24 protein-coding genes and 3 pseudogenes are annotated in these 26,804 nt (G+C 58.4%); 15 read left to right on the forward strand and 12 right to left on the reverse strand.

Features of this window, described 5'->3' with window-relative positions:
- Positions 1-16: 16 nt before the first annotated feature.
- From ACQZ6D_RS19585 to ACQZ6D_RS19625, 9 genes and pseudogenes are all read left to right on the forward strand, one after another.
- Positions 17-537: pseudogene (locus ACQZ6D_RS19585) on the forward strand (DUF3313 domain-containing protein).
- Positions 538-682: 145 nt separating this feature from the next.
- Positions 683-1,054, forward strand: coding sequence for a hypothetical protein (locus ACQZ6D_RS19590; protein WP_173995427.1), 372 nt, complete (start codon positions 683-685; stop codon positions 1,052-1,054).
- A 108-nt stretch (positions 1,055-1,162) separates the two neighbouring features.
- Positions 1,163-1,882 carry a hypothetical protein gene (locus ACQZ6D_RS19595; RefSeq protein ID WP_448730215.1) on the forward strand — a complete coding sequence of 240 codons (720 nt, stop codon included), beginning with the start codon at positions 1,163-1,165 and terminating at the stop codon, positions 1,880-1,882.
- 333 nt (positions 1,883-2,215) lie between these two features.
- Entirely contained in the window at positions 2,216-2,389 is a 174-nt protein-coding gene (locus tag ACQZ6D_RS19600) for a hypothetical protein (protein ID WP_173995429.1), read from the forward strand.
- Between the two features lie 171 nt (positions 2,390-2,560).
- Complete coding sequence (locus tag ACQZ6D_RS19605) at positions 2,561-3,178, forward strand: outer membrane protein (protein WP_173995430.1); 618 nt, start codon at positions 2,561-2,563, stop codon at positions 3,176-3,178.
- Positions 3,179-3,301: 123 nt separating this feature from the next.
- Positions 3,302-3,757, forward strand: coding sequence for a hypothetical protein (locus ACQZ6D_RS19610; protein WP_448730214.1), 456 nt, complete (start codon positions 3,302-3,304; stop codon positions 3,755-3,757).
- 116 nt (positions 3,758-3,873) lie between these two features.
- On the forward strand, positions 3,874-6,006 hold the full coding sequence (locus ACQZ6D_RS19615; protein ID WP_173995432.1) for a peptidase domain-containing ABC transporter: 2,133 nt from the start codon (positions 3,874-3,876) through the stop codon (positions 6,004-6,006).
- Entirely contained in the window at positions 6,003-7,241 is a 1,239-nt protein-coding gene (locus ACQZ6D_RS19620) for an HlyD family secretion protein (protein WP_448730213.1), read from the forward strand. The genes ACQZ6D_RS19615 and ACQZ6D_RS19620 overlap by 4 nt, the downstream gene beginning before the upstream one ends.
- A gap of 63 nt (positions 7,242-7,304) precedes the next feature.
- Entirely contained in the window at positions 7,305-7,544 is a 240-nt protein-coding gene (locus ACQZ6D_RS19625; protein ID WP_173995434.1) for a Blp family class II bacteriocin, read from the forward strand.
- Between the two features lie 293 nt (positions 7,545-7,837).
- Here ACQZ6D_RS19625 and ACQZ6D_RS19630 read toward each other — a convergent pair.
- From ACQZ6D_RS19630 to ACQZ6D_RS19670, 9 genes and pseudogenes are all read right to left on the reverse strand, one after another.
- A pseudogene (locus ACQZ6D_RS19630) lies at positions 7,838-8,071 on the reverse strand (substrate-binding domain-containing protein); the annotation flags it as partial.
- Positions 7,990-8,265 (reverse strand): O-methyltransferase, encoded by a 276-nt coding sequence (locus ACQZ6D_RS19635; RefSeq protein ID WP_448730212.1) that lies wholly within the window; start codon positions 8,263-8,265, stop codon positions 7,990-7,992. The gene ACQZ6D_RS19635 and the pseudogene ACQZ6D_RS19630, both read right to left, overlap by 82 nt.
- Before the next feature lie 241 nt (positions 8,266-8,506).
- Positions 8,507-9,394: a YghX family hydrolase gene (gene yghX, locus ACQZ6D_RS19640; protein WP_448730211.1), complete on the reverse strand. Its 888-nt coding sequence runs from the start codon at positions 9,392-9,394 to the stop codon at positions 8,507-8,509.
- A gap of 116 nt (positions 9,395-9,510) precedes the next feature.
- Positions 9,511-10,185 (reverse strand): annotated as a pseudogene (locus ACQZ6D_RS19645) (carboxylesterase family protein); the annotation flags it as partial.
- A gap of 18 nt (positions 10,186-10,203) precedes the next feature.
- Positions 10,204-11,196: a carboxylesterase family protein gene (locus ACQZ6D_RS19650; RefSeq protein ID WP_448730210.1), complete on the reverse strand. Its 993-nt coding sequence runs from the start codon at positions 11,194-11,196 to the stop codon at positions 10,204-10,206.
- A gap of 64 nt (positions 11,197-11,260) precedes the next feature.
- Positions 11,261-12,586 carry an alpha/beta hydrolase family protein gene (locus tag ACQZ6D_RS19655; RefSeq protein WP_448730209.1) on the reverse strand — a complete coding sequence of 442 codons (1,326 nt, stop codon included), beginning with the start codon at positions 12,584-12,586 and terminating at the stop codon, positions 11,261-11,263.
- 96 nt (positions 12,587-12,682) lie between these two features.
- Positions 12,683-14,305, reverse strand: a complete 1,623-nt coding sequence (locus ACQZ6D_RS19660) for a carboxylesterase/lipase family protein (RefSeq protein WP_448730208.1) — start codon at positions 14,303-14,305, stop codon at positions 12,683-12,685.
- Positions 14,306-14,384: 79 nt separating this feature from the next.
- Complete coding sequence (locus ACQZ6D_RS19665) at positions 14,385-15,038, reverse strand: HD domain-containing protein (RefSeq protein WP_448730207.1); 654 nt, start codon at positions 15,036-15,038, stop codon at positions 14,385-14,387.
- Positions 15,035-16,339, reverse strand: a complete 1,305-nt coding sequence (locus ACQZ6D_RS19670; protein ID WP_448730206.1) for an MFS transporter — start codon at positions 16,337-16,339, stop codon at positions 15,035-15,037. The genes ACQZ6D_RS19665 and ACQZ6D_RS19670 overlap by 4 nt, the downstream gene beginning before the upstream one ends.
- 100 nt (positions 16,340-16,439) lie before the next feature.
- Here ACQZ6D_RS19670 and ACQZ6D_RS19675 point away from each other — a divergent pair, with 100 nt between their 5' ends.
- Complete coding sequence (locus ACQZ6D_RS19675) at positions 16,440-17,339, forward strand: LysR family transcriptional regulator (protein ID WP_448730205.1); 900 nt, start codon at positions 16,440-16,442, stop codon at positions 17,337-17,339.
- Positions 17,340-17,742: 403 nt separating this feature from the next.
- On the opposite strand, the gene ACQZ6D_RS19680 is transcribed toward ACQZ6D_RS19675, so the two are convergent.
- The 3 genes from ACQZ6D_RS19680 to ACQZ6D_RS19690 all read right to left on the reverse strand — a co-directional run bounded on the left by ACQZ6D_RS19680 (position 17,743) and on the right by ACQZ6D_RS19690 (position 21,045).
- Positions 17,743-18,630 carry an amidohydrolase family protein gene (locus tag ACQZ6D_RS19680; RefSeq protein WP_448730204.1) on the reverse strand — a complete coding sequence of 296 codons (888 nt, stop codon included), beginning with the start codon at positions 18,628-18,630 and terminating at the stop codon, positions 17,743-17,745.
- Entirely contained in the window at positions 18,630-19,652 is a 1,023-nt protein-coding gene (locus tag ACQZ6D_RS19685; RefSeq protein ID WP_173995442.1) for an amidohydrolase family protein, read from the reverse strand. Before ACQZ6D_RS19685 ends, ACQZ6D_RS19680 begins: the two co-directional genes overlap by 1 nt.
- 145 nt (positions 19,653-19,797) lie before the next feature.
- Positions 19,798-21,045 (reverse strand): LysR family transcriptional regulator, encoded by a 1,248-nt coding sequence (locus ACQZ6D_RS19690; protein WP_173995443.1) that lies wholly within the window; start codon positions 21,043-21,045, stop codon positions 19,798-19,800.
- A 270-nt stretch (positions 21,046-21,315) separates the two neighbouring features.
- Here ACQZ6D_RS19690 and dctA point away from each other — a divergent pair, with 270 nt between their 5' ends.
- The 5 genes from dctA (at position 21,316) to ACQZ6D_RS19715 (ending at position 26,680) form a co-directional block, all read left to right on the forward strand.
- On the forward strand, positions 21,316-22,647 hold the full coding sequence (gene dctA / locus ACQZ6D_RS19695) for a C4-dicarboxylate transporter DctA (protein ID WP_448730203.1): 1,332 nt from the start codon (positions 21,316-21,318) through the stop codon (positions 22,645-22,647).
- Positions 22,648-22,687: 40 nt separating this feature from the next.
- On the forward strand, positions 22,688-23,359 hold the full coding sequence (locus ACQZ6D_RS19700) for a 4-carboxy-4-hydroxy-2-oxoadipate aldolase/oxaloacetate decarboxylase (RefSeq protein ID WP_448730202.1): 672 nt from the start codon (positions 22,688-22,690) through the stop codon (positions 23,357-23,359).
- Positions 23,352-24,416 (forward strand): 4-oxalomesaconate tautomerase, encoded by a 1,065-nt coding sequence (locus tag ACQZ6D_RS19705; protein WP_448730201.1) that lies wholly within the window; start codon positions 23,352-23,354, stop codon positions 24,414-24,416. The genes ACQZ6D_RS19700 and ACQZ6D_RS19705 overlap by 8 nt, the downstream gene beginning before the upstream one ends.
- A 158-nt stretch (positions 24,417-24,574) precedes the next feature.
- Complete coding sequence (locus ACQZ6D_RS19710) at positions 24,575-25,528, forward strand: Bug family tripartite tricarboxylate transporter substrate binding protein (RefSeq protein WP_448730200.1); 954 nt, start codon at positions 24,575-24,577, stop codon at positions 25,526-25,528.
- Positions 25,529-25,729: 201 nt separating this feature from the next.
- Positions 25,730-26,680, forward strand: a complete 951-nt coding sequence (locus ACQZ6D_RS19715) for a VOC family protein (RefSeq protein WP_173995447.1) — start codon at positions 25,730-25,732, stop codon at positions 26,678-26,680.
- Positions 26,681-26,804 lie beyond the last annotated feature (124 nt).

Consider the following 26,804-nt stretch of genomic DNA (forward strand, 5'->3'; position numbering starts at 1 on the left):
GCTGGAGCCAAAATCGTTGAAGACACCTTCCCAAGCCAGCGTCTGCCTCATCGTCAGCGGCGCACTTTCCAGCTGTACCACTGCAGATCCGACGGCCTATACCGGTCTCGCATCCGCCCAACACCTGAAAGCTGATCCAAGTGACCGTAGCGGCCGTATTCCTTACCGTTACAATAGCGGAGCGAACTGGAGACAATATGACAAGGTCATCGTTGATCCTGTCACGGTCTATCGTGGGCAGGACAATCAGTTCGGCAAAGTCAGCGAGCATGACAAGAATACGCTCGCGAGCTACATGCAGTCCCAGTTCACGCAGACGCGGTGCAGGCCGCGCGCGACAAGGAAGGTTCGATGACCGGATCGGTGGCCTACGCTGTCGAGATCTATGACGCAGCGAGCAACACGCTGCTGTCCGCCTATGTCTCCAAACAGTATCCGAACGCAATGAATGTCGGTGCGAGCTTTGGGCCTCTAAAGGCGTCCCAGGTGGCAATCGACACGGGGGCCGATGTGCTGCTGGCACAGTTGCGTCCGTAAAAGCGGTTACAACATTTTGCAATAACAAACGACACACGGCAACGTCAGCCAGGCGCATGATGTCGTCGTGCTTCGTATCGCCTCCACACATCGCTCCGACTGGGTCCCAAATAAAGCCGGGCAGCGTTTAATCAAGGAGAGTTTCATGAGACGTTATGTCATCGCGTTCAGTGCGGCCGCTGCTCTTAGCGCTATCGCTGCCGTACCAGCCTTCCCGCAGGTGGTTATCTACGATGCCCAGCCTTCAGATCCTTACTCGGTCGACGGGAACGCGGAATCCAACTTTTTACATTCGTGGAACCGCAATCATGACAATCTGAACCGGTGGGCCGGGCGACCGTCCAGCTTTGCACCGGACGATGTCATCACCTTGCTTGTGGATCGTGGCTACCGAGTGAGAAATGTTCAGGATGTCGGAGTACGTTATCTGGTGAAGGCAACCCGCCGCGGCGACAACCTGCTCGTGAGTGTATCGCGGTCCGGCGATATTATGGGTGTCGTGCACGAACAGTATTGAGGTGCGAAACCAGCATCGAATCCTCAAACTATTCACAGTCTTGCTCGGCCACTTCGCTGGGCCAAGCTTGCACTCGAGCATCGTCAAGCGCAAAAAGAAAGGTATCCAATGTCCGATCATCTCGAAGGCGATATCATTTCGCCACCGGAGGCCCCAAATGGGGGTGTGATCCGTGTCGAGCGTGTGTGGCAGCATCGCCATGATCTCGAGATACGGATCCCAAAGCGGCGTCACCACCCTTCAGCGTTGCTCACGCTTGCGGCTGGCGGGATAGTGCTCGGCGTTCTCTGTATGCTTGCCTACAGCGATCCGGCTCCAACACAGACCCCTGTTTTGAAAGAGGCCATTGCCTCCTATCCCGTCGGTTGGGAAGCGGCAGCCGTTGCAACAAAACTTCGAGACATCATCGACGTTGCGCCAGCACCAATGATGGCGAACATCACCGAGACGCAAACTGCTTCCATACCCTACACTGTTATTCCGACCAAACGTCCGGTCTTTGAAACATCCAAACCCAGTGGCGCCGGGCGGGCTAACCCTGTAATATCTACTAGTAGCTCGGCCAAAGTTTCCCGCTACGATCGATGCAACCCGAGTTGCGAGACCCGCCATCCTCTGGTCGTTGGCACGATACCACCCAAAAATTCTGCACTCTCGCCAGACAGTGGCGCCGAAATAACAGAAATTGGGCGCTCGAACCAAGCCGTCAAAGTGGGGACAGCCGTATTCAACGGCGCAGGATTTGTGCTTGTTCAGACGGCGGCTTTGCCATTCACGACGCTAAAGCTGGGTCGAGATGCCATAACCAAGTTGTCCGAGCTGGACTGATGGCGACTTTGGCATTGGTCAATTCAGCTGATCCGGGTCGGTTGAACATTCAGGCTCTTCAATCGGCGAGGATTAGAAACCATGAAACAGCAGCTATTCAGTACGGTCGCTCTACCAACGTCGATTAGAAGACGGCAATGGGCGCAAGGGTTCTGATCAATGACGGTTAATATTTGCTCTACAACGCCCCACGCCGCACGTCAGTGTATATCGCTCTCGGGCATCCCATCATAAACTGCAATCTAATCGCACATCCCGCCTTGGTATTGGCTTGCTTTCGACATCACGAGGCGATCTGCAGCGTGCATAGTTCTCCACACAAAGGAGATCAGTATGTTCGAAGGCGAATTGACAATTCATGACGTTCTCAAAGATCCGCTGATTAGGCAGTTGATGGATGCTGACGGCATATCTTCGGATCAATTGCGTCCCCTATTGCTTGAAGCCCGCCAGCGGCATCTGACAACCAATCCCCGGGACGCGCGGCGACCAAGCACGGTTCTGTAATTTCGACAATGCGCCATCGTGAGTGCACAGGCGGCGGAAATTCCGCGTCGCAACAAAACATAATCTGAAAAGATACTCTGCAACATGCCCCTGGGCCATAGTCAACCTCATGGGCAGGGCTGAGCCGCTGGCGATATCCCTGCTCCGCAAACTCAACATAGGAACCATCCCATGAAACTTAGACTTTTGGCCTTCGCAGCGCTTGCGCTCTCTTCCGCAGCACCGGTTCTTGGCGCCGATCTTGTCTATGAGCAGCCCTCGCCTCCGAGCGAGCAGCAGGTTTCCTCAGCGTATGACTGGTCTGGCTTCTACCTCGGTGCGCAGGGCGGATATAGCTGGAACCAGGCTACGATTTTTGGCTCCGACGTGGATCTCGACAGTGGTTCAGCGGGAGGGCATGCTGGTTACAATTTCCAGCACGGAAACATCGTTTTTGGTATCGAGAACGACTTTAACTACAATTTCGAAAAGAGCAGCGATGCAAATGTCGAATGGGATGCATCTAGCCGCGGCCGTGTTGGCTATGCGTGGGATCGCACCTTGTTCTTCGCTACGGGCGGTGTTGCAGCAGCAGGCGTTAAAGCCGATGCTTCTGGCTCTGATAAGAAGGACGACATCCTGATCGGATGGACGGCTGGAGCCGGTGTCGAGCACGCCTTCACCGATAATATCCTGGTCCGTGGCGAGTATCGGTATTCCGATTTCGGCAATAAGGATTTTGGCTCATCCATCGGTGAGTTCGGAGCAACACAACACAAGGCTCTCTTAGGCGCAAGTTACAAGTTCTAAAAAGCTCGGCATCCGATTACCTCCAGGCTCCGATGCGGATGCGACAGGCGTCTTAACGGTCTCCACTGGGACTGCCCCAGCGGAGATCAACGGATACGATGTCTCGTACCTAATGGCCGTCCAATGAACCGGCTGCAAACAGGTTGCGATAAACATCAACGTCGGGCCGCGATGAAACATGTTTTCAAACCCTCAAGCCGTGATCGCTTGCAGCTGTTCGATAATGCGGACAGTCCGGCTACCAAGGAGAAAAAAATGAAAAGAAACCTGATTGCGCTCGCTTCCGCCGCGTTCCTGATGACCGGCGATTATTCGGCACAAGCCCAAGACGCGCATCTCGTCCAGGCGCAAGATCGGTATGTTCGCGACCGACACGAAAGACGTCATGAACGCCGTGAGCTTCGTCAGGGAGATGTCATTAGCATGCTCGAGGGACATGGATATCGCATTCGCGACGTCAAATTGGAACGCGGCCGTTTTTCAGTCAGGGCCTCCCGCCGTGGCGAGCGGCGCCTCGTCATCGTGTCCCGATATGGCGAGATACTTGAGACACGGCGCATCACTACCGATCGCTTCTGACTTGAGGCGTAGGGTTTGGGCGCCGATGGGTCACTCGGAGTGGGCGCCCCGCCGGGCGGCCAAGCTGTGAGCTAAGGTAGGCGGATTCTCCTTCAATCGCGTGATAGGATCTTCAGTTGCTTCTCGATAGTCTTCACAATCGGTCGCGGATCGAGCCCCTTCTACAGTCTGAAGCTGCCGAATGCGGACTTGCCTGTCTGGCGATGGTGGCGGGCTATCACGGCCATCGGGTGACGCTGCCCGAACTCAGACGACGCCATGCCGTGTCCGCGAAAGGCACGACGCTGAAGAGCCTCATCTCGGTTGCTGACGATCTCGGTTTTACCAGCCGGGCCCTGAAACTGGAGATGGAGGATATCGGCAAGCTGAAGATGCCTTGCATCCTGCACTGGGACATGTCGCATTATGTCGTGTTGAGCCGGGTAACGCCAAGCCGGATCGAGATGCATGATCCTGCGATTGGCCAGCTGAGATTGTCCCATGCGGAAGCATCCAGGCATTTTACAGGCGTAGCGCTGGAACTGACGCCGGCCGCCACTTTCCGCAAGCGCAAGGTGGTTGAGCGGGTGCGCCTGGCCGATCTGTGGTCGAAGAGCGCCGGCTTCATTCCTAGCCTGCTCCAGATCTTGGCCCTCTCTGCGTTGCTGCAGTTCTTCGCTCTGCTGTCGCCGCTCGTCAACCAGATGATCGTTGACGAAGCGATATCCAAGGGTGATCTCAGCCTTCTGAACGTGATTGTTATCGGTGCTGGATTGTTGCTGCTGATCCAGAGCGCGACGACACTGCTGCGCGGCTACGTGCAGATGCATTTCAGCACTCTTTTGACCTTCCAGATGCGTGGAAACCTGTTGCGCCATGCGCTACGCCTGCCGATACCGTGGTTTGAAAAGCGACGTCTCGGCGATATTCTGTCCCGTTTCAACTCCCTGCAGCCGGTGCAGGACCTTCTGACAGGCGGCCTCGTCTCTGGCGCCCTAGACGGGCTTATGGCCATCGTCACCCTGGCGGTGATGCTGATCTATGCACCTTATCTGGCAAGCGTCGTGCTGGTCTCGCTGACGCTCGTCATCTGTATCCGGCTCGGCACTTTCCCCTGGCTGCGAAGCCTGACCAATGAGGGCATCCAGTACCAAGCCAAGGTTGACGGTGTCTTCCTCGAAACCATCCGCGGTGCGCGCGCCTTCAAGCTGTTCGGCCGAGAGCTTGAGCGCCACGGTGTCTGGCAGAACGCCTATGCCGACAGCATCAACAACAATGTGCGCCTCCAGAAAGTGAGCCTCAAAGGAACGGCTGGCCTCTCCTTCCTGACGGGAGCGGAGATGCTGCTGGTATTCTATCTGGGCGCCGGCGCTATCATCCGCGGAGAGATGACGCTCGGCATGCTGCTGGCGTTCCTGTCCTATCGCGGCCAGTTCAGCACTGCCGCCCTGTCGCTCGTCGATCAATATTTCAAATTCCGCATGACGGGTCTGCATCTGGAGCGCCTGGCCGATGCCGTGCACCAGGATCCCGAGCCGGACCTGGACGCCGAGACGCGCAAGGATCGTCCGCTCGCCGGCGCGCTCGACGTGCGCAACCTCTCTTTCCGCTATGCCGAGCGCGAAGCCTGGGTATTGAAGGATGTATCACTGGCGATCAAGCCGGGGCAGTCCGTTGTGTTTGTCGGCCCGTCGGGCGGCGGCAAGTCCACGCTCCTGAAGCTACTGATGGGCCTCTATCCGCCGAACGAGGGTGAAGTGCTCGTGGACGATCTGCCGTTCAACGCTCTGGGGATGCGGGCCTACCGCGCGCAGATCGGCGTAGTGATGCAGGACGACCAGCTGTTCGCGGGCACGATCGCCGACAATATCGCCTTCTTCGATCCCGACATGGATCTGGCACGAGTCGAAGCGGTCGCGGGGCTTGTCGGCCTTCATGACGAGATTCTGCGCATGCCGATGGGCTACATGACCCTGGTGGGCGATCTAGGATCGACCCTGTCGGGCGGTCAGCAACAGCGGGCGCTGCTGGCGCGGGCGCTCTACAGAAGACCGTCCATATTGTTCCTCGACGAGGGGACGGCCAATCTCGACGTCCTTGCGGAACGTCGCGTCATGCAGGCGCTGAGCAGACTCGGCATTACCCAGGTGATGGTCGCCCATCGCCCCGGTGCTATCGAGGGTGCGGCGCGTGTCTTCGCCGTGGAGAACGGCCATGTGCGTGAGCTGATGCGGGATGTGCCGGCACAGCCTTTGCAGGTGGTGCCATGAGCGAGGCGTTGTTCCGCACGCAAGCCATAGAACACCGCCGCCGACTTCGCGGCGAGGTGATGATTGCGCAGCCAGTGAGCCACGGTGTCATGACGGCGATCCTCGGCGTCTTCGTGGTTGTCGGCGCCACCTATCTCATGACTGGCACCTATGCCCGTAAGGAGACCGTGCAGGGCTACATCGCCCCGACCGGCGGCCTGGCGCAGCTCTACGCTACCAAGGGCGGTATCGTAACGCGGGTGCTCGTCCATGAAGGCGACGTGGTGACCCAGGGCCAGCCGATGGTGGAGCTGTCGCTGGAAACGACCGGCGCCGACGGTCAGGTCGGCGAAAAGCTGCGCTCCGAGACCCAAGCCCGTATCCAGTCGATCGACACACAGATGACGGCAACGAAAGCCCGCTTCGACGAGGAGGGGCGACGCCTGTCGGCCCGCGTCGAAGGGCTTGGCGGAGAGCTGGCGAGCCAGGAACAGCGCCTGGAATCGGAACGCCGCCTGCAAGCCCTGCAAACCGACGATGCCGGCCGTTATGCCCAGCTTCAGATCAAGGGCAGCGGCACGCGCTTCGAGCTGTCGCGTCGCCAGCAGCAGATCCTCGCCCAAGAGAGTGTCATCCACGAGCTGGAGCGGCAGAAGGAGCAGCGGCAGGGCGATCTCAACGATGCCCGGTCGCATCTGGCGGGCCTGGCGGCGGAGCGGGATGACAAGCTGGCGCAGCTGCAAGGCCTTCGCAGCGAGCTGGAGCAATCCCTGGCGCAATTGCAGGTCAACCGCGCCTACGTCATGGTCGCGCCGGTAGCCGGTCGGGTCGCGGCACTTCAGGCGCAGCCGGGGCAGACGGCGGTGGCACAGTCGCCGCTTGCGGCCCTGGTGCCGGCCGGCAGCAATCTCGAGGCCAACCTTTTGGTGCCGCCGCGCGCGGCCGGCCTGATCCAGCCGGGGCAGGAAGTGCGGCTCCGGGTCGACGCCTTCCCGTATCAGCGCTTCGGCGTGGTGTCGGGCCATGTCGTGCAGGTATCCCGCGCCACCTATCGTGAGGGTGAGCTTCTGGCTCCCATCGCATTCAAAGATCCCGTCTACCGCGTAACCGTCAGTCTGGAGCGCACCAGCATCGCCGCCTACGGCGAAGAGCGCCCGCTGACCCCCGGTATGACCCTCATCGGCGATGTCATAACGGATCGCCGGCACTTCACCGACTGGGTATTGGACCCCCTAAAGGCCATAGGCAGCCGGTGACGACAAGAAGAGGGGAGGACCATCCCGGTTAATCCCTCAAACCTAACCCAATAGGAGACTAACATGAGCAACATCACTGAAATCAATGCCGACATGCTCGATCTTGTCAGCGGCGGCGCCACGACTGTCGCTTCGACGGTCACCATTGGCGCTGATGGCGCCGTCAGCGGCAGCTATACCTTCGGCAGCCGCTCCGGCACCTTCTCGGCAACGCTGCCGGGAGAAGTCGTGCAGAAGGCTGGGACGTTCTCGTTCAGCAACGCCTCCGGCTCGTTCAGCTTTGACAGCTCGTTTGCCGCTTAACTTGGCTTAAAAACATCACGCCGGCAGCTGGAAACAGCTGCCGGTTTTGTCTGAAGGCTTTTGCCAGTACATCTGGCGTTGATCCGCCGTGACTTCGGACTTGCAACGCACGGCTCCGCATCAGTGACCACTCCGTGCCGGTTAAAAGCCGCGTGAGAGGTAGGGACGACCTACGTTTTAAACAGCCCACAATTTGCGCTCAGATAGATCGGCACGGCGCAACGGGTGGTTTAAACATAAGCAAACCAGATGGATGGCCGGCAGGGATGACGAAGCCTATGGTTCGTTTCCTATCAAAAGTTGGGCTTGGCTGATGTCTTTCTGGGTATCAAGGTCGGAGCCGAAATGCGTATCCGGTCGCCTGCCGAAACAACTCCGCCTGTCAGCAGATCCAACGCGTTTGATGCGATCTGCTCAAAGGGAACCCGCAGTTTCGTAAGCGGGGTTAGAAGATGGCTGACGATGGGGATGTCATTATACCCGACAACCGAAACTTCGTTGGGTACGGAAATCCCAAGGCGCGAAAGACGGCATCGTCGATCTGAAACTCGATGATGTCAGAGAGGCCAGCCTTGTTCGCCATCCTCTGGGCGTATTCAGACTCGTAGCCATGGATTTCCATCGTGATAACGCGACCACCCGCGGATAGGGCTGCTTCTGCAAGCCAGATTGCGGAGTAGCCGAACGAAGTACCGATTTCCAAAATCGTAGGAGCCTTCATGCTCGACGCCAGAACATTGATGAAGCGGCCGGTTTCGGGACCAATGGCCCCCTCTAATCCTTTCCGCCGTCGCGGCCACCTGGAGCCCCTTCGCGAGGCCTGCTTCGCTCGGCCCGCATCCGCTCATGATATCCATCCAAAACACCGGTAATTCGTTCATCCATCGGGAAGCCTTTCATTTTGGCAATCGAGGCCGACGGTTCTGAGGTCACGAGCATGAACCACCGGCCACGAAGTGGCTTTAGCTGAGGTAGCGCTTGAACCATTCGACCGTTCGCTGCCACGCGAGATCTGCGGCGGCCTCGTCGTAACGGGGCGTTGAATCATTATGGAAGCCGTGATTCGCACCAGGATAGATATAGGCTTCGTAGATTTTGCCGTTGGTCTTAAGCGCCGCCTCGTAAACAGGCCATCCTTCGTTGACGCCCTTGTCAAGTTCCCCGTAATGGATCAGGAGCGGCGCCTTGATGAATGGTACGCTTTCAGCTTTCGGTTGGCGGCCATAGAAGGGAACCGCCGCAGCCAACTCCGGATAAGCGACGGCGGCAGCATTGGCCACGCCCCCTCCGTAGCAGAAACCGGTGATGCCAACTTTCCCCGTGGTCATGTTATTGGCCATCAAGAACTCGATTGCCGCGAAAAAGTCGTTCATCAGCTTTTCCGGATCTACCTCTTGCTGGAGCTCACGACCCTTGTCGTCATTCCCTGGATAGCCGCCGACGGAAGTTAGACCGTCAGGCGCAAATGCGATAAACCCCGCCTTTGCAACGCGGCGAGCGACATCTTCGATGTATGGATTGAGACCGCGGTTTTCATGAACGACAACGACGGCAGGCAGCTTTCCTGTCGCCTTTGCGGGCTTGACTAGGTATGCCCGAACGTCGCCGTTTCCTTTCGGCGAAGGATAAGTGATGTACTCTGCCACGATATCTGGATCTGTGAATTCGACTTGCGTCGCCAGCGCGTAATTGGGGCTCATGGACGAAAGGATTGCAGCGGCTGTTAGTCCGCCGACAGTAAATTTTCCAGCTCTTTCAAGAAACTCGCGTTTGGTGATGCGACCATGCGCATAGTAGTCGTAGAGCTCAAGAAGCTCCTGCGGAAAGTCTTTGGCTGTCAGTCTGGTCATGGCTTCCCTATCCTTTTGAAACATACCTCACCTTACGCAACGGGCTGGTCTCGTCACGTCAACATTTCGCGGTGAGTACCGACATTCCGTCGGACCCGCATTCTTGCCGAGCCTGCTCACTGCTTGAGTTTGGTTTCCTGTCCAAGCTTCTGAATACGCATAACGGTTTCACGATTGAGCTCGTCCCTTTCAGGATAGGGTGTGTGCTTGGCCGACATCGCGTAGCCGTCGTGGAACCGCATAAATTTGCCGTGCGTGGCCTGCGGCCATTCCGGCAGCTTCTTGCCGTTCGGATTGCCGGTCTTGACGAAATTCGCGAGATAGGACGACATCGTATCCGCCATGCGGTAGTCGGCGTCGGTCCAGAACCGTTGGCCTGGCTTTTCGCGGATCGAATCCATGAAGTACCAAAGGTCGGAGGAGTGGAAGGAGCCGTAGAACTCGGTGTTGCGCCCCGGAGGGGCGTGGTTGAAGTAGAAGGTGTAGACGTTGAAGTCCTTGTTTCGGCGCTTCGCAATCTCGGCTGACAACAGGTAACCCTGCAGATTGTAGTCGGCCTTGGCCCGGAGCGACTTGCGATAGGCATCCTGGGGATCCGAAGGGCGGTAGACCTTCTTCCAGGCATCGTCGTAGCCGATCTTCGACATCGCATCCGCGAATTCGGCATCGGAAAGCGTCTTGTCCGGCCCGCCCATCAGCGAGGTGTACTCATCCGAGGTCCCGCCGAACATGATGTCGATGCCGTCAAGCGCGCCGGGGCGAAGCAGATCGACCGACTCGTTGGTGAAGACATATCCGTCGACCGTGTGCTACGCTGTTCCGTTGACGCCCTTGTGCAACTCTTCGTAGAGCTGGGTCTTATCGTCCGCGGCCTTCTTGGAAATGAAGTCGTCGGTCGGAATGGCGCGCAGGTCGGCCAGGCTCATCGGCTTGCCGAAGACCTGCTCGACGGCCTTCTTGTTGGCTGCCTCGCGCTCGGCGAGTGGCTGCATTGGCGAAGAGAAAAAGCCGGTCTGGCCGCTCTCGATCACCGCGCGATGAAAGAGACCTTTGGCCAAGGGTGAGCGCAGGAGCATTGATGAGTTGCGCGCGCCGGCAGACTGACCGCCGATGGTCACATTATCTGGATCGCCGCCGAAGCCCGCGATATTCCCATGCACCCACTGCAGCGCCTTGATGAGGTCGAGCATCGCGTAGTTGCCGGAGACCTTGTTAGGGCTCTCGGCCGAAAGCTCCGGCAATGCCAGCCAGCCAAGCGCGCCCAGACGGTATTGCACCGACACCACGATGATGCCCTTAGCCGCCAGCTTCGACGCGTAGAATTCCATTTCGGACGCATATCCATGGTGGTTCGCGCCGCCGTGGATCCAGACATAGACAGGCAATTTCGCCTTCGTGCTCTTTGCCGGTGTCCAGACGTTGAGGTTCAGGCCGTTCTCGCTGGCCTTCGGCAGAAAATCCGGATCGAAGTAGAACTCATCTCCCCAGAAGGCGCCGGTCGGATTGGTGTGGATGTCCTGGAGCGCCTGGTCGCCCCAGGTGTCGGCCTTCTTGACGCCCTCCCATTTTTCAACCGGCTGCGGCGGCTTGAAGCGGTTGTCTCCACCGGTGGGGCCGGCAAAGGGAATGCCCTTGAAGACTTCGACGCCCGGGACATCAGTGTCGACGCCGCTGACCTTCCCGCCCTCGGTCGTGACGACGCCGATCGCGGATGCCGCGTGCGCCGCACCAAGCGACAGGCCAAGCACAGCCAGGCTTACGACGGCCGACAAAAAGCTCGACTTCAATGTTGCTTTCCTCATGGATGATCTCCCCCTAAGATCGTTGGGATTTTCACATATGCAGTGGTTTCGGGCCGCGCTCGCGCTAGAGGCGCCCGGGTTTGGAAACCCATTCATCGACGAAATCGAACACACGCCTCTTCGTATCGCCGTACTCGGGCCGGCACGGCTGGAAGAGATGCGTGGCGCCCTCTACCGAGGCGTAGGTCTTGTCCTTCGAACCGAGGCGGTTGTAGATCACTTCGCCCGGGACGACGAGATAATGGCAGCTCATCGTCAGTACGAGAGCCGGCACGCTCACCCCTTCGGCATTGGCCGGCGTCGACGTGTAGGACGAGGCCCAGTCAATCCCGGTAATGTCGTCGGCTGCAAAGGCGTAGTCTGCGCTTGCCCGGATCGCCGAATTAGCAAGGAAGCCGCGGACCGTCGTCGAGTAATTCATGGCGCCCAGTTCATCGAGCATCTTCAGCACCTGCTTGCCGCCGGCCGATGGGCGCACCGATTTTATCACCTCGACCGGTCGCGTCCCGTCGGCTTTCAGCAGCATGTGTGGCCGCTTGGTGTGCGCGGCGAAGGAGAGGTCTGGCTGGTAGAGGCGGGCTCCGAGCGCCCTGATGCCCACGCCCTTGACGACGAATGGTTCGTCATTCGCAAATTCGCCCTTGCCGGCTTCGATCAGCTTCAGCCGCTCGAGCGCGGCGTCGACAATCGCGTCATTGCGCTTGGCCTGGGCGGTAAAGAACGCCCCGGCAAACTCAGGCGTATAGGTTGCCTTCTTGCCTTCGATGTCATAGCCGTTTTCCTTGGCGAACATATCGAGGCTGGCGTCGCGTTTCTCGCCTCCGCCGGCGGGATCGACGGCGCTCATTTGGTGCGCGGCGCCGAGCGTGGGATCGAGCAGGATCAGCGCATCCGGCTTTTCAAGCTTGCCAATCTTCTCACCGTCGCAAGGAACAATTTTCTCCGGTCCCTGGCAGGCGGCCGGGCCATGTTCGGCGACGTTCTCATAGAGCGTGCCCATGTGGGTGCCGCCGCTGTGCGCGAGGAGAACGACCTTGTCGATACCAGGGAGTGTTCTCAGCTTGGCGATCCCGTCCGAGATGCTGGGCAGGAAATCCTCGGGCGGCGCGTCCGGGTTATCACGGTCGCCGCGATAGTTCACCAGCATCACCGTATAGCCATGGCTGGCGATGGCGGGTCCTGGGAGTTCTTTGAAGTTGTCGCGGTTGGGATGGGAGAAGACAAAGGCGACGTGCGCGTTGGGATTGGGCGTCTTCGGCTGCAGCAGCAGCCCTTCCGTATCATCGCTCAACCTGATGTAGCGGGATTCGTAAGAAGCCTGATCGGCGGGCTGCGCCAATGCAATGGCGGGAAACGCGGTAAAGGCGGACAGTAGGGCAATCGTCTTCATTATACCTCCTGAAACGTAGGGTCCGCCTTTGCCTGTCATCTGCAGGCAAGCGGGAAAAACGTCGGGCGAGCGAGCCGCCCGGCGCAAAGATGCGATTTAGAGCGCGCCGGCTGCCTTCAGCAGCTTGCGATCGAGATCGACGGCGACGCGGCTATCCTTGTCGAAGACCATCGTCGACGGCTTGTCCGTCGTGTAGGCTGGCCAATCCGGAAGGCCTTCGGCGCTCGGCTTGCCATTGCGCGCGAAATTCACCCAGGCCTGGCTCATCTTTTTCGAGAGTTCGAGCGCCTCCGCGCCTCCGCCGGTTGAGGTCTTGACCAGCCCGGCATTGGCGAAGACGTAAGGCAATTCGGAGCAATGCCATGCCATGGCGATGCCATCGAGCACGGGCGATTCATAGGCGAACATGTAGGAATAAACCGGCGCCCCGTTCTGCTTTGCCTTCAGGTCGAGATCGCGGACTGCGCCCGGGCGGAAGCGAAGGTCGATGAAGTAGGCGTCGGCGGCCTTCTTCTCCGGGTAGGCGGCCGCAAATGCCGCGCCGACGGCGTCGGCCTTGTCGCCAAAGCGTTCCTGGAGCTTGGCCTTGACCTTGGCGTCGTCCCAGCGGCTCCTGTTGTCCGCCAGCAGATCGGCGCTCTTGTGGTTGATCACGGTCTCGAACTCGTTGAGCGTGTTCCCCACCATCAGCGGAATGTCGCTTGCCTGATCCACCCATTGCGTTCCCACCGGGTTCTCCGGAATATAGGAGCCGTCCTGGACAGGCGCATAGCGAGCATCCCTCGCGCCCTCGGCCGTCGCGTCCTTGATGGCCTTGTCGGATGCGGCAAGCAGGTCAAAGTAATTCACCTTCCCTAGCTGGTCGATTTCATCCTTCTTCAGGCCGAGGTTCTTTAGCGTCAGTTCCGCAACCTTGCGCGAGGATTTCTGGTCGGTGACGGAATCGGTCCGCGAGCCGCTCTGCACGATCGCCTTCTGGAACAGGCCCTTTGCCGCCGGTGTTCCCATAAGCGCTCGCACCTTGTAGCCGCCGCCGGACTGGCCGAAGATCGTGACGTTGCCAGCGTCGCCGCCGAAGGCCTCGGCGTTGTCGTGAACCCACTTCAGCGCCGCGACGAGATCGGTGACACTGGCATTGCCGGACTGCTTGTACTCGTCCCCATAGGCGGAGAGATCGAGGAAGCCCAGGACATTCAGGCGGTGGTTGAGCGTAACCAAAACGACGTCGCCTTCCTTGCTGAGATTATGTCCATCATAGGATGTTAGCTCGATACCGGAACCGTTGGTGAAGCCGCCACCGTGGATCCAGACCATGATCGGTCGCTTCTTTCCGTCCTTGATCGCCGGTGTCCAGAGGTTGAGGAACTGGCATGTTTCGCTCATCGGCATGTAGCGGTGCGGGTTGAAGAGTTCGTCGCCGGCAACTTCCTTCATCTGCGGGATGAAGCAATTCTCGCCATAAGTGACTGCCGGACGCACCCCTTTCCAGGGTTCGATCTCCTTCGCCGGCATGAAGCGCTCGGCCTTCGCATAGGGCACGCCGAGATAGCTGTAGATGCCGTCATCAAGGGCGCCGACGAGGCTTCCCTTGTTCGTCTCGACGGCCGTTGTGCTTTCGGACGCGATGAACTCTTCGGCGGCGACCGGCGCGGCCGATATCAGCGGCATCGTCAATAGGGCCAATCCTCCCGCCCGGCTCAACAGGGACAATCTTCTCATCAACTTCTCCTCCATCGTTGATTGCGAATATGATCTTGTGCGGCGGGCCACCAATGGCCGCCGCACAATCTAAGCTTGGTTAAAGAGGGCGCACGGTAAGGTTGGATGCCAATCCGCCAAGCGTCGTCGAATCGGCGAGCCCAAGTGCTGCAGCCACGTGCCACCAACCTTGGTCCGCCTGGCGTATGATCATGCACTCCGTACTTACTCCGGTGTGATTTCCCTCGAATGAATGACCGACGGCGATATGCGCGACCTCGTCGGGGAGGCCGACGGTCAGACAGACGTGCATGCCGAAAACCGAATGCCGGAATGTTGGAGCGCCGGCGCCCGACGGATTTCCCTGCCAGCGCTGACGGTTCTCTGGGTCGAACTCGTAAGGCTTGCCGACGTCGTGGCACGCCGCGCCGGCAAGCAGGATTCCCCAGTCGATCGAGACAGCCGGATAGGTATCCTGGAACTCGCGTGCGATGACATTGGTATAACGGAAGACGCCACGCACATGGTCGGCCTGGCTACCGCTGATCAGTGTCGGCGAGCCCGGATTGCCCTCCGGCGGAATGTCCGACAAGCGTTGGAAACCGGAGCAACTCAGCGAGTAGCTCCACGCCTCGATCGTTCGCTTGCGAAGATCATCGTCGGGTATCTCGGCGATCTCGGGAAAGTCCTCGACGACCATTCGTCGCGTGTCGTTGGTCACCTCGCGGCGCGGGCGGGCGTAGTGGTGGGTCATGGGCGTGCCTGTTGTGTCTGGTACAGTGAAACGTCGTCCGCTCCGGTTTCGAATTCCGGATTGATCGGCCGGCGGGTCATCGTCAGCGTTGCGATCGCGCCCGCCAGCAACAGTCCTGCGGCAACCGCAAACGCCCAGTCGTAACTGCCGGTACCGGCGACAATATACCCGGTGATGACCGGCGCGATGAGGCCGAACAGATTGCCGCCAAGGGCGGTGATCGCGATCACGCGCGACACATCGGCGGGATTGCGCAGGAGATCGCTTACGAGCGTGAAGTTCAGACCGGCGCCGGTGGTCGAGCCGGTAAGCACCAGCGTGAGAACGATAAGCAGTTCGGAAAGATTGTTGACGGATGGTGCGAGAAGAATGAGCAGCGAGAGGATCGCCATCGCTGCGATGAAATAGCGCCGGGCACCGCTGCGGATACGCGCGGAGGACAGAGACCTGTCGCTGGCCCAGGCGATCAGAACGCTGAGCACAATGGTGACCAGATAGGGAATGGCGGTGAGGTAGCCGGTGTTGAGCGTCGAGAGTTCGCGGGTCGACTGCAGGAAAGTCGGAAGCCAGGTCAGGAAGAGATAGGCGGTATAGACGAGGCAAGCCTGCGTGATCACAAGGCCCCAGACGCTGGTCTGCGACAGCAGATATCGAAGCGAGGAGGGCGGGGTCGGCTCGCCGCTGTTGTCGCCATAGCGCCCGGCCAGAATTGTCCGGCGCTCACCCTCGGATAGCCATGTCGCGCGCTCGGGTTCAGCATACCAAAACCACCAGGCGGCCAGCCAGACATAGCCGATGACGCCGAGCACGACGAATGTCGTGCGCCAGCCGGCGGCCTCCACCAGTGCGGCGGTGACGAGCGCGCCAAGAGCGGGACCGGCCGAAGAACCGCCGTTGAAAAGCGTCGTTACAAGTCCACGCTCGCGCTCAGGAAACCAGCTCCGGATGATGCGGCCGCAGGCCGGGAAGGTCGAGGCCTCGCTGGCGCCCATGACGAGGCGGGCGCCGAGCAGGCTTGTGAAACCGGACGTCGCTGCGGTCAGGATCGTTGCGCCCGACCAGATCGCGATGCCGCCGCCGACCATTCGCTTGGCGCCGATCCGCTCCACGAGCAGGCCGATGGGAATGAGGCAGAGCACATATGTCCAGAGAAAGCCCGAGAACAGATAGCCCATCTGAACCGGTGTGAAGCCGAACTCCTCGGCGACCGGCTTCGAGGCGATCGAGAGCGCAATCCTGTCAATGTAGTTGATGATGACAGCGGTGAATATGAGGATCGAGATCCAGCTGCGCTTCGCCATTCAGGTCTCCTCCCAGACAACCTTCTTGACGCGGATTATTCGATGCATAGGTTTCGAATGTCCAATTGGGATTTTTCAGAAATACGTATAGGTTTTTTCAATGAATCGACCGTCCATTCCGCAACTTGAGGCTTTCTATTGGACGGCGCAGCTGAACAGCGTTCAGAAAGCCGCCGACCGCCTCAACGTCACGCAGCCGACCCTGTCGCTGCGCTTGAAGCAGCTGGAGATCGAGATCGAGGTTCCGCTCTTCGAGAGACAGGGCAGGGGATTGCGGCTGACGCGGCATGGCCATGCTTTCCTCGGGCGCACCGCGATCGTGCTGGATGCCTATCGCGGCCTCGCAAATCTCTCCCGTAAACCGGAAATGGAGGGAAATGTGCGCTTCGGTGTCGCGGAGGGGTTCGCGGTGGCCTGCATGCCGCGCCTTATCAGTGGTCTGAAAACCGATTTTCCGTTGTTGCGTCTGGAGTGGGTGGTTGCGACCAGCGATGTACTCGAGCAATCGCTTACGAACGGTGAGCTCGACGTCGCGATCCTTGTCGATCCGATCGGCCTGCGGGAGGTCCGACTATCGGCCCTTGGAGTGCAGAGGAACGATTGGGTGCGCGCGTCGGGCATGCCGAGTGTCGGGGGGGCGCCACGCCAGCTGGCGCAATCGACGATCGTTACGACACCACCGCCGACGGCCATGTATCGCACGACGATCGGCTGGTTTGCCGGAGCGAAGATCACGCCGGAAAAGACCTGCCTATGCTCGAGTCTGAATGCCGCTCTGCAGCTTGTCGCGGCCGGAACCGGCATCGGAATCTTCCCATCCAAGGTGGTCGAAGCTTATCCGCTGAAGGGCGCTCTGCGGACGATCTCGACCGAGCCGTCGCTGACCGACGGACGCGTCTTTTTCGCGGACCGTGGTGCCGCCGACGAAGCGCGGACCCATGCGCTGCTGCGGACAGTGGAGCGGATCGCGGATGAACTTGAATATTTCGCTGGCTCGTAAGTTGCCATGGAGTGAGGCGCCTAGAAGATGCACAACTGCATCTCGTCACCCCGTTCGGCCGATCCCAGACGTCGGCGCCGAGCTGGGGTACGAGCCGCGCCAAGAATGTGAAGACGCCGCCTTGAGAAGATTTGGCAAAGCGAATAACCCGAACCACGTCACAACCCGGCCTTCCGAAGACGAAGTGACGTAACCGGAACTGGCCATTAGCGCGATGAGTGCATAGAGCGCAAATAAAGGGCTAATTATCGTCAAATAAGCTTCTGCAGTGTCCAGGGTCAAAACAGCAGCCACCTGTATGAGAAAACGGACCCGAGCGCTAAACTCGGCTCGCTTGGCTCTCCTAACTTTGATTTAGATGTGTTGCTTGCTACTTTATTTACGCAGGTGCCGCACCTGGTCGTCAGCTCCAATATACTCGCATTGGGTTGTCTATAAGCAGTCTTCGCTGCAGTACCTCTGTAGGCGCAATATGCGGAATTAAATTAACCAGATTGCCGTCATCCGGCATGTGGTTCGTCATGTTGGGATGGGGCCAGTCTGTGCCCCAAAGGACGCGGTCAGAAAAACGTTCCACCAAGGTACGGGCAAAAGGAATGACGTCATCGTAACGTGGAGGGCCTGCTTTTGAAAGGCGCTCGGGACATGTCACCTTGGTTACGACGTTATTGTGCTCTGCCATCAACTTTATGAATCGACTAAACTCCGGGCCATCAACAGCCTTGCCAACGTCCGGACGTCCCATGTGATCGACCACGACCGTTGTTGGTAGTGAAGTGAAAAAGTCCCACCGCTCATCCAGATCCGCCGCTTCGAAATAGATAACGACGTGCCATCCGAGCGGTGCGATCTTGTCAATAATGGAGTAGTAGTAGGCGTCAGGTTTCGGATCGACGAGCCGGCGCACGAAATTGAAGCGCACACCGCGCACGCCAGCCTCATGCAACTCGTTCAGTTCGTCGCCAGACACCGTGTCGCGAACAGTCGCAACCCCGCGTGCCCTTCCGTTCGAAGAGCGGAGAGCATCGACCAGTGCACGGTTGTCGGCGCCATGGCAGGTTGCCTGGACTATGACATTGCGTTCAAAGCCAAGATAGTCCCGCAGGGCGAACAGTTTGTCCTTACCCGCGTCACAAGGGGTGTATTTCCGCTCAGGAGAGTAAGGAAATTTGTCGCCAGGTCCGAACACATGGCAATGCGCATCGACGGCGCCGGCAGGTGGGCAATAGCTGGGTTTGCTTGGGCTGGGATCAAAGCACATCCAGTTCGGGTCCATCTTAAATTCGGCCATTACAATCCCCTTGCCTTAAGCTGCGCGTCAAGTCGCGGATAAACTCGGCGGGCATTGAGCTCGAATACCTTTCGCTTGTCCGTCTCCGAAATATCCAGAGCATCGACGTAACGTTTTGTGTCATCGAAATAATGCCCAGTCTGCGGATCGATACCACGGACAGCGCCGACCATTTCGGAACCGAACAGGATGTTATCGATGTCGATGACTTCGAACAGCAGATCAATTCCGGGCTGGTGATAAACGCAGGTATCAAAGAACACGTTCTTCATGACATGTTGATCCAGCGGTGGTCGCTTTAGCATGTCTGCAAGACCGCGAAAACGGCCCCAGTGATAGGGAACGGCGCCGCCTCCATGTGGAATGATGAAACGCAGATCGGGAAAATCCTTGAAAAGATCGCCTTCGAGGAACTGCATGAAAGCGATCGTGTCAGCGGCAAGATAATAAGCGCCCGTGGCATGCATGGCGCAGTTGCAGCTTCCCGACACATGGATCATGGCCGGGACGTCGAGTTCGACCATTTTCTCAAAAAAGGGATACCAGGCTTTGTCCGTTAAAGGTGGCGAATCGAAACGACCGCCGGAGGGATCAGGGTTTAGGTTGCAGCCAATAAATCCCAGTTCGGAAACGCAACGCTCAAGCTCGTCGATTGACGTGGATATCGAAATGCCTGGTGTCTGAGGCAACTGGCAAACGCCCACAAATGTCTCAGGATAGAGATCAACTACACGTTTAATGAGATCGTTGGAGCGTCGTGCCCAAACCTTGGCCGCCGATTGATCTCCAACGTGCGGTGCCATCGCTGAGGCTCGGGGTGAGAAGATTGTCATGTCCGCACCGCGTTCGCGCAACAGCCGCAACTGGTTGGCTTCGATCGTTTCGCGGATCTCGTCATCCGAGATCTCGGGATAGGCGGGATCGATATCGCCGCCATTCGTGATGGCGTCTTCCTGCTGGCCCCGCCACCTAGTGTGGGGGGCGGGCGCGGTGGTGTAATGGCCGTGGCAGTCAATAATCATGGCGTTGTGGTCCTCCAACATCTCCAATCAGCCGCAAGCATCAGCCTCGGCAGTGTCAATGAACAACGGAGGGCGCCAGGCGCGGTCAGGATTGGCGAGCGGTCTCCTCCCTCGTCGTGGAAGCTTTATAAGCGTTCGGCTGTCCCTACGCATATCGGAACGAGTTTCGCGCCATTAGTTTTTCTGAAGTCCAGTCGATGCATGCCCGTCGGAATTCCGAGACGAACGCGGCCTGTAGGCGTGTAGGCCGCCAGTCGTCACGAACTGTCAGCCCGATTTTCCGCTGCGACGAAAAGGCACTCGGCACTTCGACCAACAGTCCGGCTCGACGCTCAAGGATGAACTGATCGCGCGACATCAGGGTCAGCCAGTCATCGCTGAGCATCAGACCTCTGCTGATCGTGACCGAATTGCTCTCGATGCGCATCCCAGGCGGATCTATGCCGCGCTCGGAAAACATTTCATCCCAACGGACCCGCATGGGGGCCTTGCTGGCCGCGATGATCCATGGGAAATCCCTCAACCGTTCATAGTCGAAATCGTGCTCCATGGTCAGCGGGTGGTCAGCCCGTGCAACAATTACCAGATCATCATCAAACAATTCCTCCTGAACGACATCCTTGGAGGGCGGTGGCTCGCGGATTGCACCAATCAGGACATCCATCTGGCCAGTGCGCAGATTTGTCAGCAGGTCAGGATAGGGTCCCTCAAGCACGGTGATTTTCGCGGCCGGATAAGCGCTGGAGAACCTGGCAAGCGCCCTCGGCAGCAGGATTGCCTGCGCCATTGGCAACGTTCCGATGGTGATGCGCCCGGCACCCTCCAGCTTCAATGCCGCCAGTTCGTCGAAGCCGGCCTCCAATTCCGCAAAGGCTAATCGCGCGAAACGCAGCAGATGGGCCGCAGCAGGGGTCGGTTGAACTGTTCTCCCATGGCGTGTCAATAGCAATATTCCAAGAAGTTGCTCAAGTTCTCGGGCGGAGCGGTGCAGGGCTGGTTCTGATAAACCCGTTACCTTTGAAGCAAGTGCGAAACTTCCGGCTTGATCGACGGCCGTCAATGCTCTCAGTTGGCTGAGTGTGATGCGGCGCTCGATATTTGGTAGGGCTGGCAGCCGGGCAGAACGCCGCACGCCCTGCCCACCCTTGACGATATAGGCAAGCGCTCTTTCGATCCGTTCCGTCATCAACGCACCCGCCGGAGTCATGACCACTCCGCCGGGCTGCCGCTCGAGAAGGTTGTGTCCAAGCTGCGCTTCCACCTTTGCTACAGCCTGCGTGACTGCCGGCTGCGACAGGTTCATCGCAAGCGCAGCATTGCTGATGCTGCCGGTCCGGCCGGCGATGGCGACGGCCTCGAAGTGGCGGAGATTGATTTCACGATGCGTGTACATTGCCACACTTAACCATAACTTATGGCAGGTGACCAATTCCATTTTGCTTTTTCTGGCGGTTCGTCGATTAAATTTACGAGGAGGACGAGGAGGAAGTGTTCAGAAAATCTGACTGACTACGCCTTCGTCGTGACTTGTCCGCGGTTTCGGATCGCGTGGTCGAATCGATTCCTCTTTACGTGCTGCTCTTCGGGCACCGGTGGGATTTCAAGGTCTCGCTTCCGAACGACCGCACCGTCCGCATACGTGATTCAGGGAGGAGACCAACACGTGGCTTATTCAAGCGCAACTAATCCCTCGCCAACCAAGGCGAGTGCCCGCAGCACATTTGGAATTTTCGGGCAGCTCTGGTTCCAGGTGCTCGCCGGAACCATACTTGGCATTCTTCTGGGACATTTCGCACCGGGCATCGCCATTGCGATGAAGCCATTTGGCGATGCCTTTATCAAGATGATCCGCATGATGATAGGACCGATCATCTTCGTTACGGTTGTTCATGGCATTGCCGGCATGAACGACATGAAAAGTGTCGGGCGCGTTGCGCTCAAGTCGATTATCTATTTCGAGGTCGTCACGACGATCGCGTTGGTTTTCGGGCTTGTCGCCGTCAATCTCTGGAAGCCCGGAGCAGGCATGAACATCGATCCGGCGACACTGGATGCATCGTCGATCAAATCCTACGTCGCGACGGCTCACGACCAGTCGATGACCGCGTACTTCATGGGCATCATTCCTGATAGCTTCGTCAGTGCCTTTACCCAGGGACACGTCCTCCAGGTTCTGTTCATCTCGGTTCTTTTCGGGATCGCACTGGCGTCGATCGGCGAGCGCGGCAAGCCGGTCTTTCATGTGATCGAGAGTGCCTCGCAGGGCTTTTTCAAGATCATCGGTTACATCATGTATTTCGCGCCGCTTGGCGCGTTCGGGGCAATCGCGTTCACCATCGGCCAGTTCGGGACGTCATCGCTGTGGTCTTTGGGTTCTTTGATTATCGAGTTTTTTGTCATCTGTACCCTGTTCACAGCGATTGTTTTCGGCGGGATTGCCCACTGGTGTGGGGTCAGCCTGTTGCGACTATTCAGCTATCTGTGGGACGAGATCATTATAGTTGCCGCCACGACGTCAACCGAGACCGTCCTGCCACGGCTCATTCAAAAGATGGGCAAGGTGGGCTGCGAGGAATCTGTCGTAGGCTTCGTGGTCCCTGCGGGCTACTCCTTCAATCTCGATGGCACATGCCTCTATTTGACGACGGTCGCCGTTTTTCTCGCCCAGGCAACAAACACGCCTTTGACCATCTGGCACGAGCTTAGCCTGATCGGCGTGCTTCTTTTGACATCCAAGGGAGCGGCAGGTGTTGCAGGTGCGGCTTTTGTCGTTCTCGCGGCCACTTTGAGCACAACGGGTGCTATCCCTGTTGCCAGCATCGCGCTGATCCTTGGTATCCATCGCATTCTGGCCGAAGGCTTAACCTTCGTGAACCTGATCGGCAACGCGCTCGCTTCGATTGTCATCGCCAAATGGGAAGGCAAACTCAACGAGCGGATGTTGGCGGAAACCGTCGGAAATGCGCGTTTGAGACGCGCGCACGGCGTAGCCTAAGACCGGATCCGAGAGCTTTTACACAAAGGAAAACAGAGACATGGGTATAGTTGTTCAAAATATCGAACGGGTTGCAGCCGACATCCTCGACCGGCTCGCCACTGCTGGTGTGGCGACCGTTCACGAGGCGCAGGGGCGCAAGGGGATGCTCGCCAGCTACATGCGTCCAATCTACGCGGGCGCGCAAATTGCAGGTTCGGCAGTGACAATCTCGTCCCCGCCTGGCGACAACTGGATGCTTCACGTGGCAATCGAACAGCTTAAGAACGGCGACATCCTCGTCCTCGCACCGACCTCACCCTGTGACAACGGCTATTTTGGAGACCTTTTGGCAACGTCGGCAATGGCACGCGGCTGCAAAGGGTTGGTGATCGATGCGGGTGTGCGTGATATCCGCGACCTGACCGCCATGGGCTTTCCGGTCTGGTCGAAGGCGATCTCTGCGCAGGGTACGGTCAAGGAGACGGTCGGCTCGGTGAACGTGCCGATTGTTTGCGCCGGTGCCCATATCGAGGCGGGCGATATTATCATTGCCGATGATGACGGTGTCTGTGTCGTCAAACGTACCGAAGCCACGGAAGTCCTTGCAGCGGCCGAAAGGCGCCTTGCCAATGAAGAGGCCAAGCGCAGCCGTCTTGCCACAGGCGAGTTGGGTCTGGATATCTATGACATGCGCCCGACCCTGGAGAAGAAAGGTCTGCGCTATGTATGAGAACGGCATACCCTGCCTTTGGATGCGCGGTGGCACGTCGAAAGGGGCGTATTTTCTGGCCGAGCACCTGCCCGTCGATCCGCCTGAACGCGATGCGCTTCTCCTGCGTATCATGGGCTCGCCGGATACGCGCCAGATCGACGGCATCGGCGGGGCCGACCCCTTAACGTCCAAGGTCGCCATCCTCTCCCCCGCCAGACGCGCGGATGCCGATGTCAATTATCTGTTTCTGCAGGTCTTCGTCGATAAGGCGCTGGTAAGTGACGCCCAGGGATGCGGCAACATTCTGGCCGGGGTCGGACCGGCAGCGATCGAGCGCGGTCTGGTGGCGGCGGAAGACGGTCTCACGCAGATCAGGATCCATATGGTCAACACCGGTGAAGTGGCCGTGGCCAAGGTCGCGACGCCAGACGGACGCGTCACCTATGCGGGCGATACCGAGATTGCTGGCGTGCCCGGGCGACACGCGGCTGTCCCGCTTCTGTTCGAAAACATAGCCGGATCGATGTGCGGCGCTCTTTTGCCGACCGGAAACGAGGTCGATGTGATCGACGAGATACCGGCGACATTGATCGATAATGGCATGCCCTGCGTCGTGATGCGAGCTGCAGATTTTGGCCTGAGCGGTTCGGAAACGCGCGAGGAAATCGAGGCAAATGAAGCGGTTAAGTCGCGTATCGAAGCCATCCGACTGAAGGCCGGCCCGATGATGAACCTGGGTGAGGTGACGACAGCCTCTGTTCCCAAGATGACACTTGTTTCTGCGGCAAAAAATGGCGGTGCGATTTCTACGCGCAGCTTCATACCCCATCGTGTCCACGCATCCGTTGGCGTGCTGGCTGCAGTAACGGTCGCCACGGCGACACGGCTTGCGAATAGCCCGGCGGCGGATCTCGCGACTCAGCCGTCAGACGGACGATATCTGATCGAGCATCCGACCGGTGCCATGGAGGTGTTCCTCGATGCCGGACAGGATGGGGAAATAAAAGCGGCTGGCACTGTGCGGACCGCACGTAAGCTGTTCGAAGGATTGGTGTTTCCTGCACCTACCAGCTGAGTCGGAATGGTGTCGTGGCATCGTCTCGAGGAGGAGCTTTGGGTGATGCTGCAACAAAGAGGAAACGATTTTTGAGGCTCCGCGCCATGCGGACAGGATAAATGGGAGGAGTAGACATGAGCAGTTTGACAAGATGGGTTTGCCGGTGCGTTCTAATCATGACGATGGTCGGTTCGGCCCTCGCATCATCCCTGACGCCGACAGCAGCGGCGGAGAACTACCCCAGCCGTGATATCACTTTGGTCCTGCCATTCGGGCCGGGCGGCATCGCTGACATCACCGCGCGTATCGTCGCAAATGCGCTGGGCAAAAAGCTCGGCCAACAGATCATTATTCTGAACCAACCCGGTGCAGCAGGTGCGACGGCTGCCCGAGCCGTTCTCAATGCCGAGCCGGATGGCTACACTCTGGCACTGTTTTCGAATGGCACGGCAATAAGCGTTCCGCTGTTCAAGAAACTGCCGTTTGATCCGGTTGCAGAGTTTGTTCCGGTTTCGAGCCTTGCCTATTTCGATTTTGTCTTTGTCACCAAGGCCGACAGCAGGTTCAAAACGCTTAAAGATGTGCTTGATGCCGCCAAGGCCCAGCCAGGTGCACTGAACGTCGGAACGATCAATACGGGAAGCAGCCAGAATCTGGCAGCTGAACTGTTCAAGTCAGTGACAGGTGTTGATTTCACCATTGTCCCGTACAAGGCGACGCCAGATCTGCAGGTCGCACTTCTCGGCGGTGAGCTCGATATGATCATCGACAGCCAGACTGCACTCAAGTCTGCCTTGCAGCAAAACCAGGCCATTGCGATCGCATCGTCTGGGCCGCAGCGGTCCATTCTTACCATAGATGTGCCGACCGCAACGGAATTGGGTGTGAGCGGCTTCGACGTCACATCATGGAACGCAATTTTTGCCCCGCAAGGAACCCCGCCAGACATTGTATCGGCGCTGAACGCCGCGCTGATCGAAGTGCTGGCGGACGAGGCGGTGCGAAAGCGTTTTACGGACCTCGGCGTTGAGGCGCGGTCGAGCACCCCACAAGAGATCGGCAAACGTCTGGCTGATGACATCGCCAAGTGGGGAGCGGTCATCGAGACGACCAACATCCCCCAACAGTAAGAACACGCGTGGTTGGTCGCAAGTCGATAGCAAACGCGTTGCCAGCATGAACATGTTTTGGGTTCGCAGCGCCTGCTAGCACGATGTGTGGGCCGCTCTTACGCGGCCTGACAGGCTAGAGCGAAAGCCGCCCCATGTTCCCGGTCCCGTGACCGGGAACGGGAACGGTATGTAAGGATACGTGATCGGATGGAAAGAAACATGGAACCATGCTTTGACATCGCGCATCTGGCGCATGTGGAGATGTATTCGGATAAATTCGAAGACAGTCTCGATTTCTTCATCAACGTCTATGGTCTAACCTTGACCGACAGGGACGAGAACTCAGCCTATTTGCGGGCGTGGGATGACTATGAATTTCACACGTTGAAACTCACCCGGCATACCACAACCGGTGTTGGTCATATCGCCTACCGGACTTCGTCTCCGGAGGCCCTGACCCGGAGGGTCGAAGTGATCGAAGCAAGCGGGTACCCGGTGATCGGTTGGGTCGATGGTGATCGCGGCCACGGCAAAGCCTTCCGCTTCGCGGACCGGTTCGGGCATGTCTTCGAAATCTACTATGATACGGTACGCTACCAGCCGCCCGTGACGGAGAAACCCAGACTGAAAAATTTGGCGCAACGGTTCCACGGTCGCGGATGTCATCCACGCCGGCTCGATCACCTCAACCTGTTGGCAAGCGACGTTTCGGAATTCCGCCGTTTCATGGAAACATGCCTGGGCTCGCGTGTGACAGAAATGATCCAGCTCGACAACGGTCGGCTTGGCGGCTGCTGGTTCACCATCAACAACAAGACCTACGATCTTGCCTGCACCGAGGAGCACGGACGCGGCGATGGTCGGCTGCATCATGTTACTTACGCGACGGATACGCGCGAGGATATTCTAAGGGCAGCGGATATCTTTCTGGAAAACGGGGTCCATATCGAAACCGGGCCACACAAGCATGCCATTCAGGGTACATTCTTCCTGTATGTCTGGGAGCCGGCTGGAAACCGCGTCGAACTCGCCAATTCCGGTGCCCGCCTGATCCTCGCCCCCGACTGGGAACCGGTTGTCTGGACAGAAACGGAGCGCAAGAAAGGCCAGGCATGGGGCCTGAAAACAATCGAGACATTCCATACTCACGGCACGCCACCAGCCGTTTAGTAAGACGCATGATTTCGGTTGGCAGCAACATGATATTGGGGCGCACTCGACGCAAAATGGTGCTGCAGCGCGAAGGCGCGCCTGCGATTTATGAAACGTCGTCGGGAAAGCAAGTCCCCAACGC

Source organism: Agrobacterium sp. 22-3639C2, assembly GCF_053522105.1.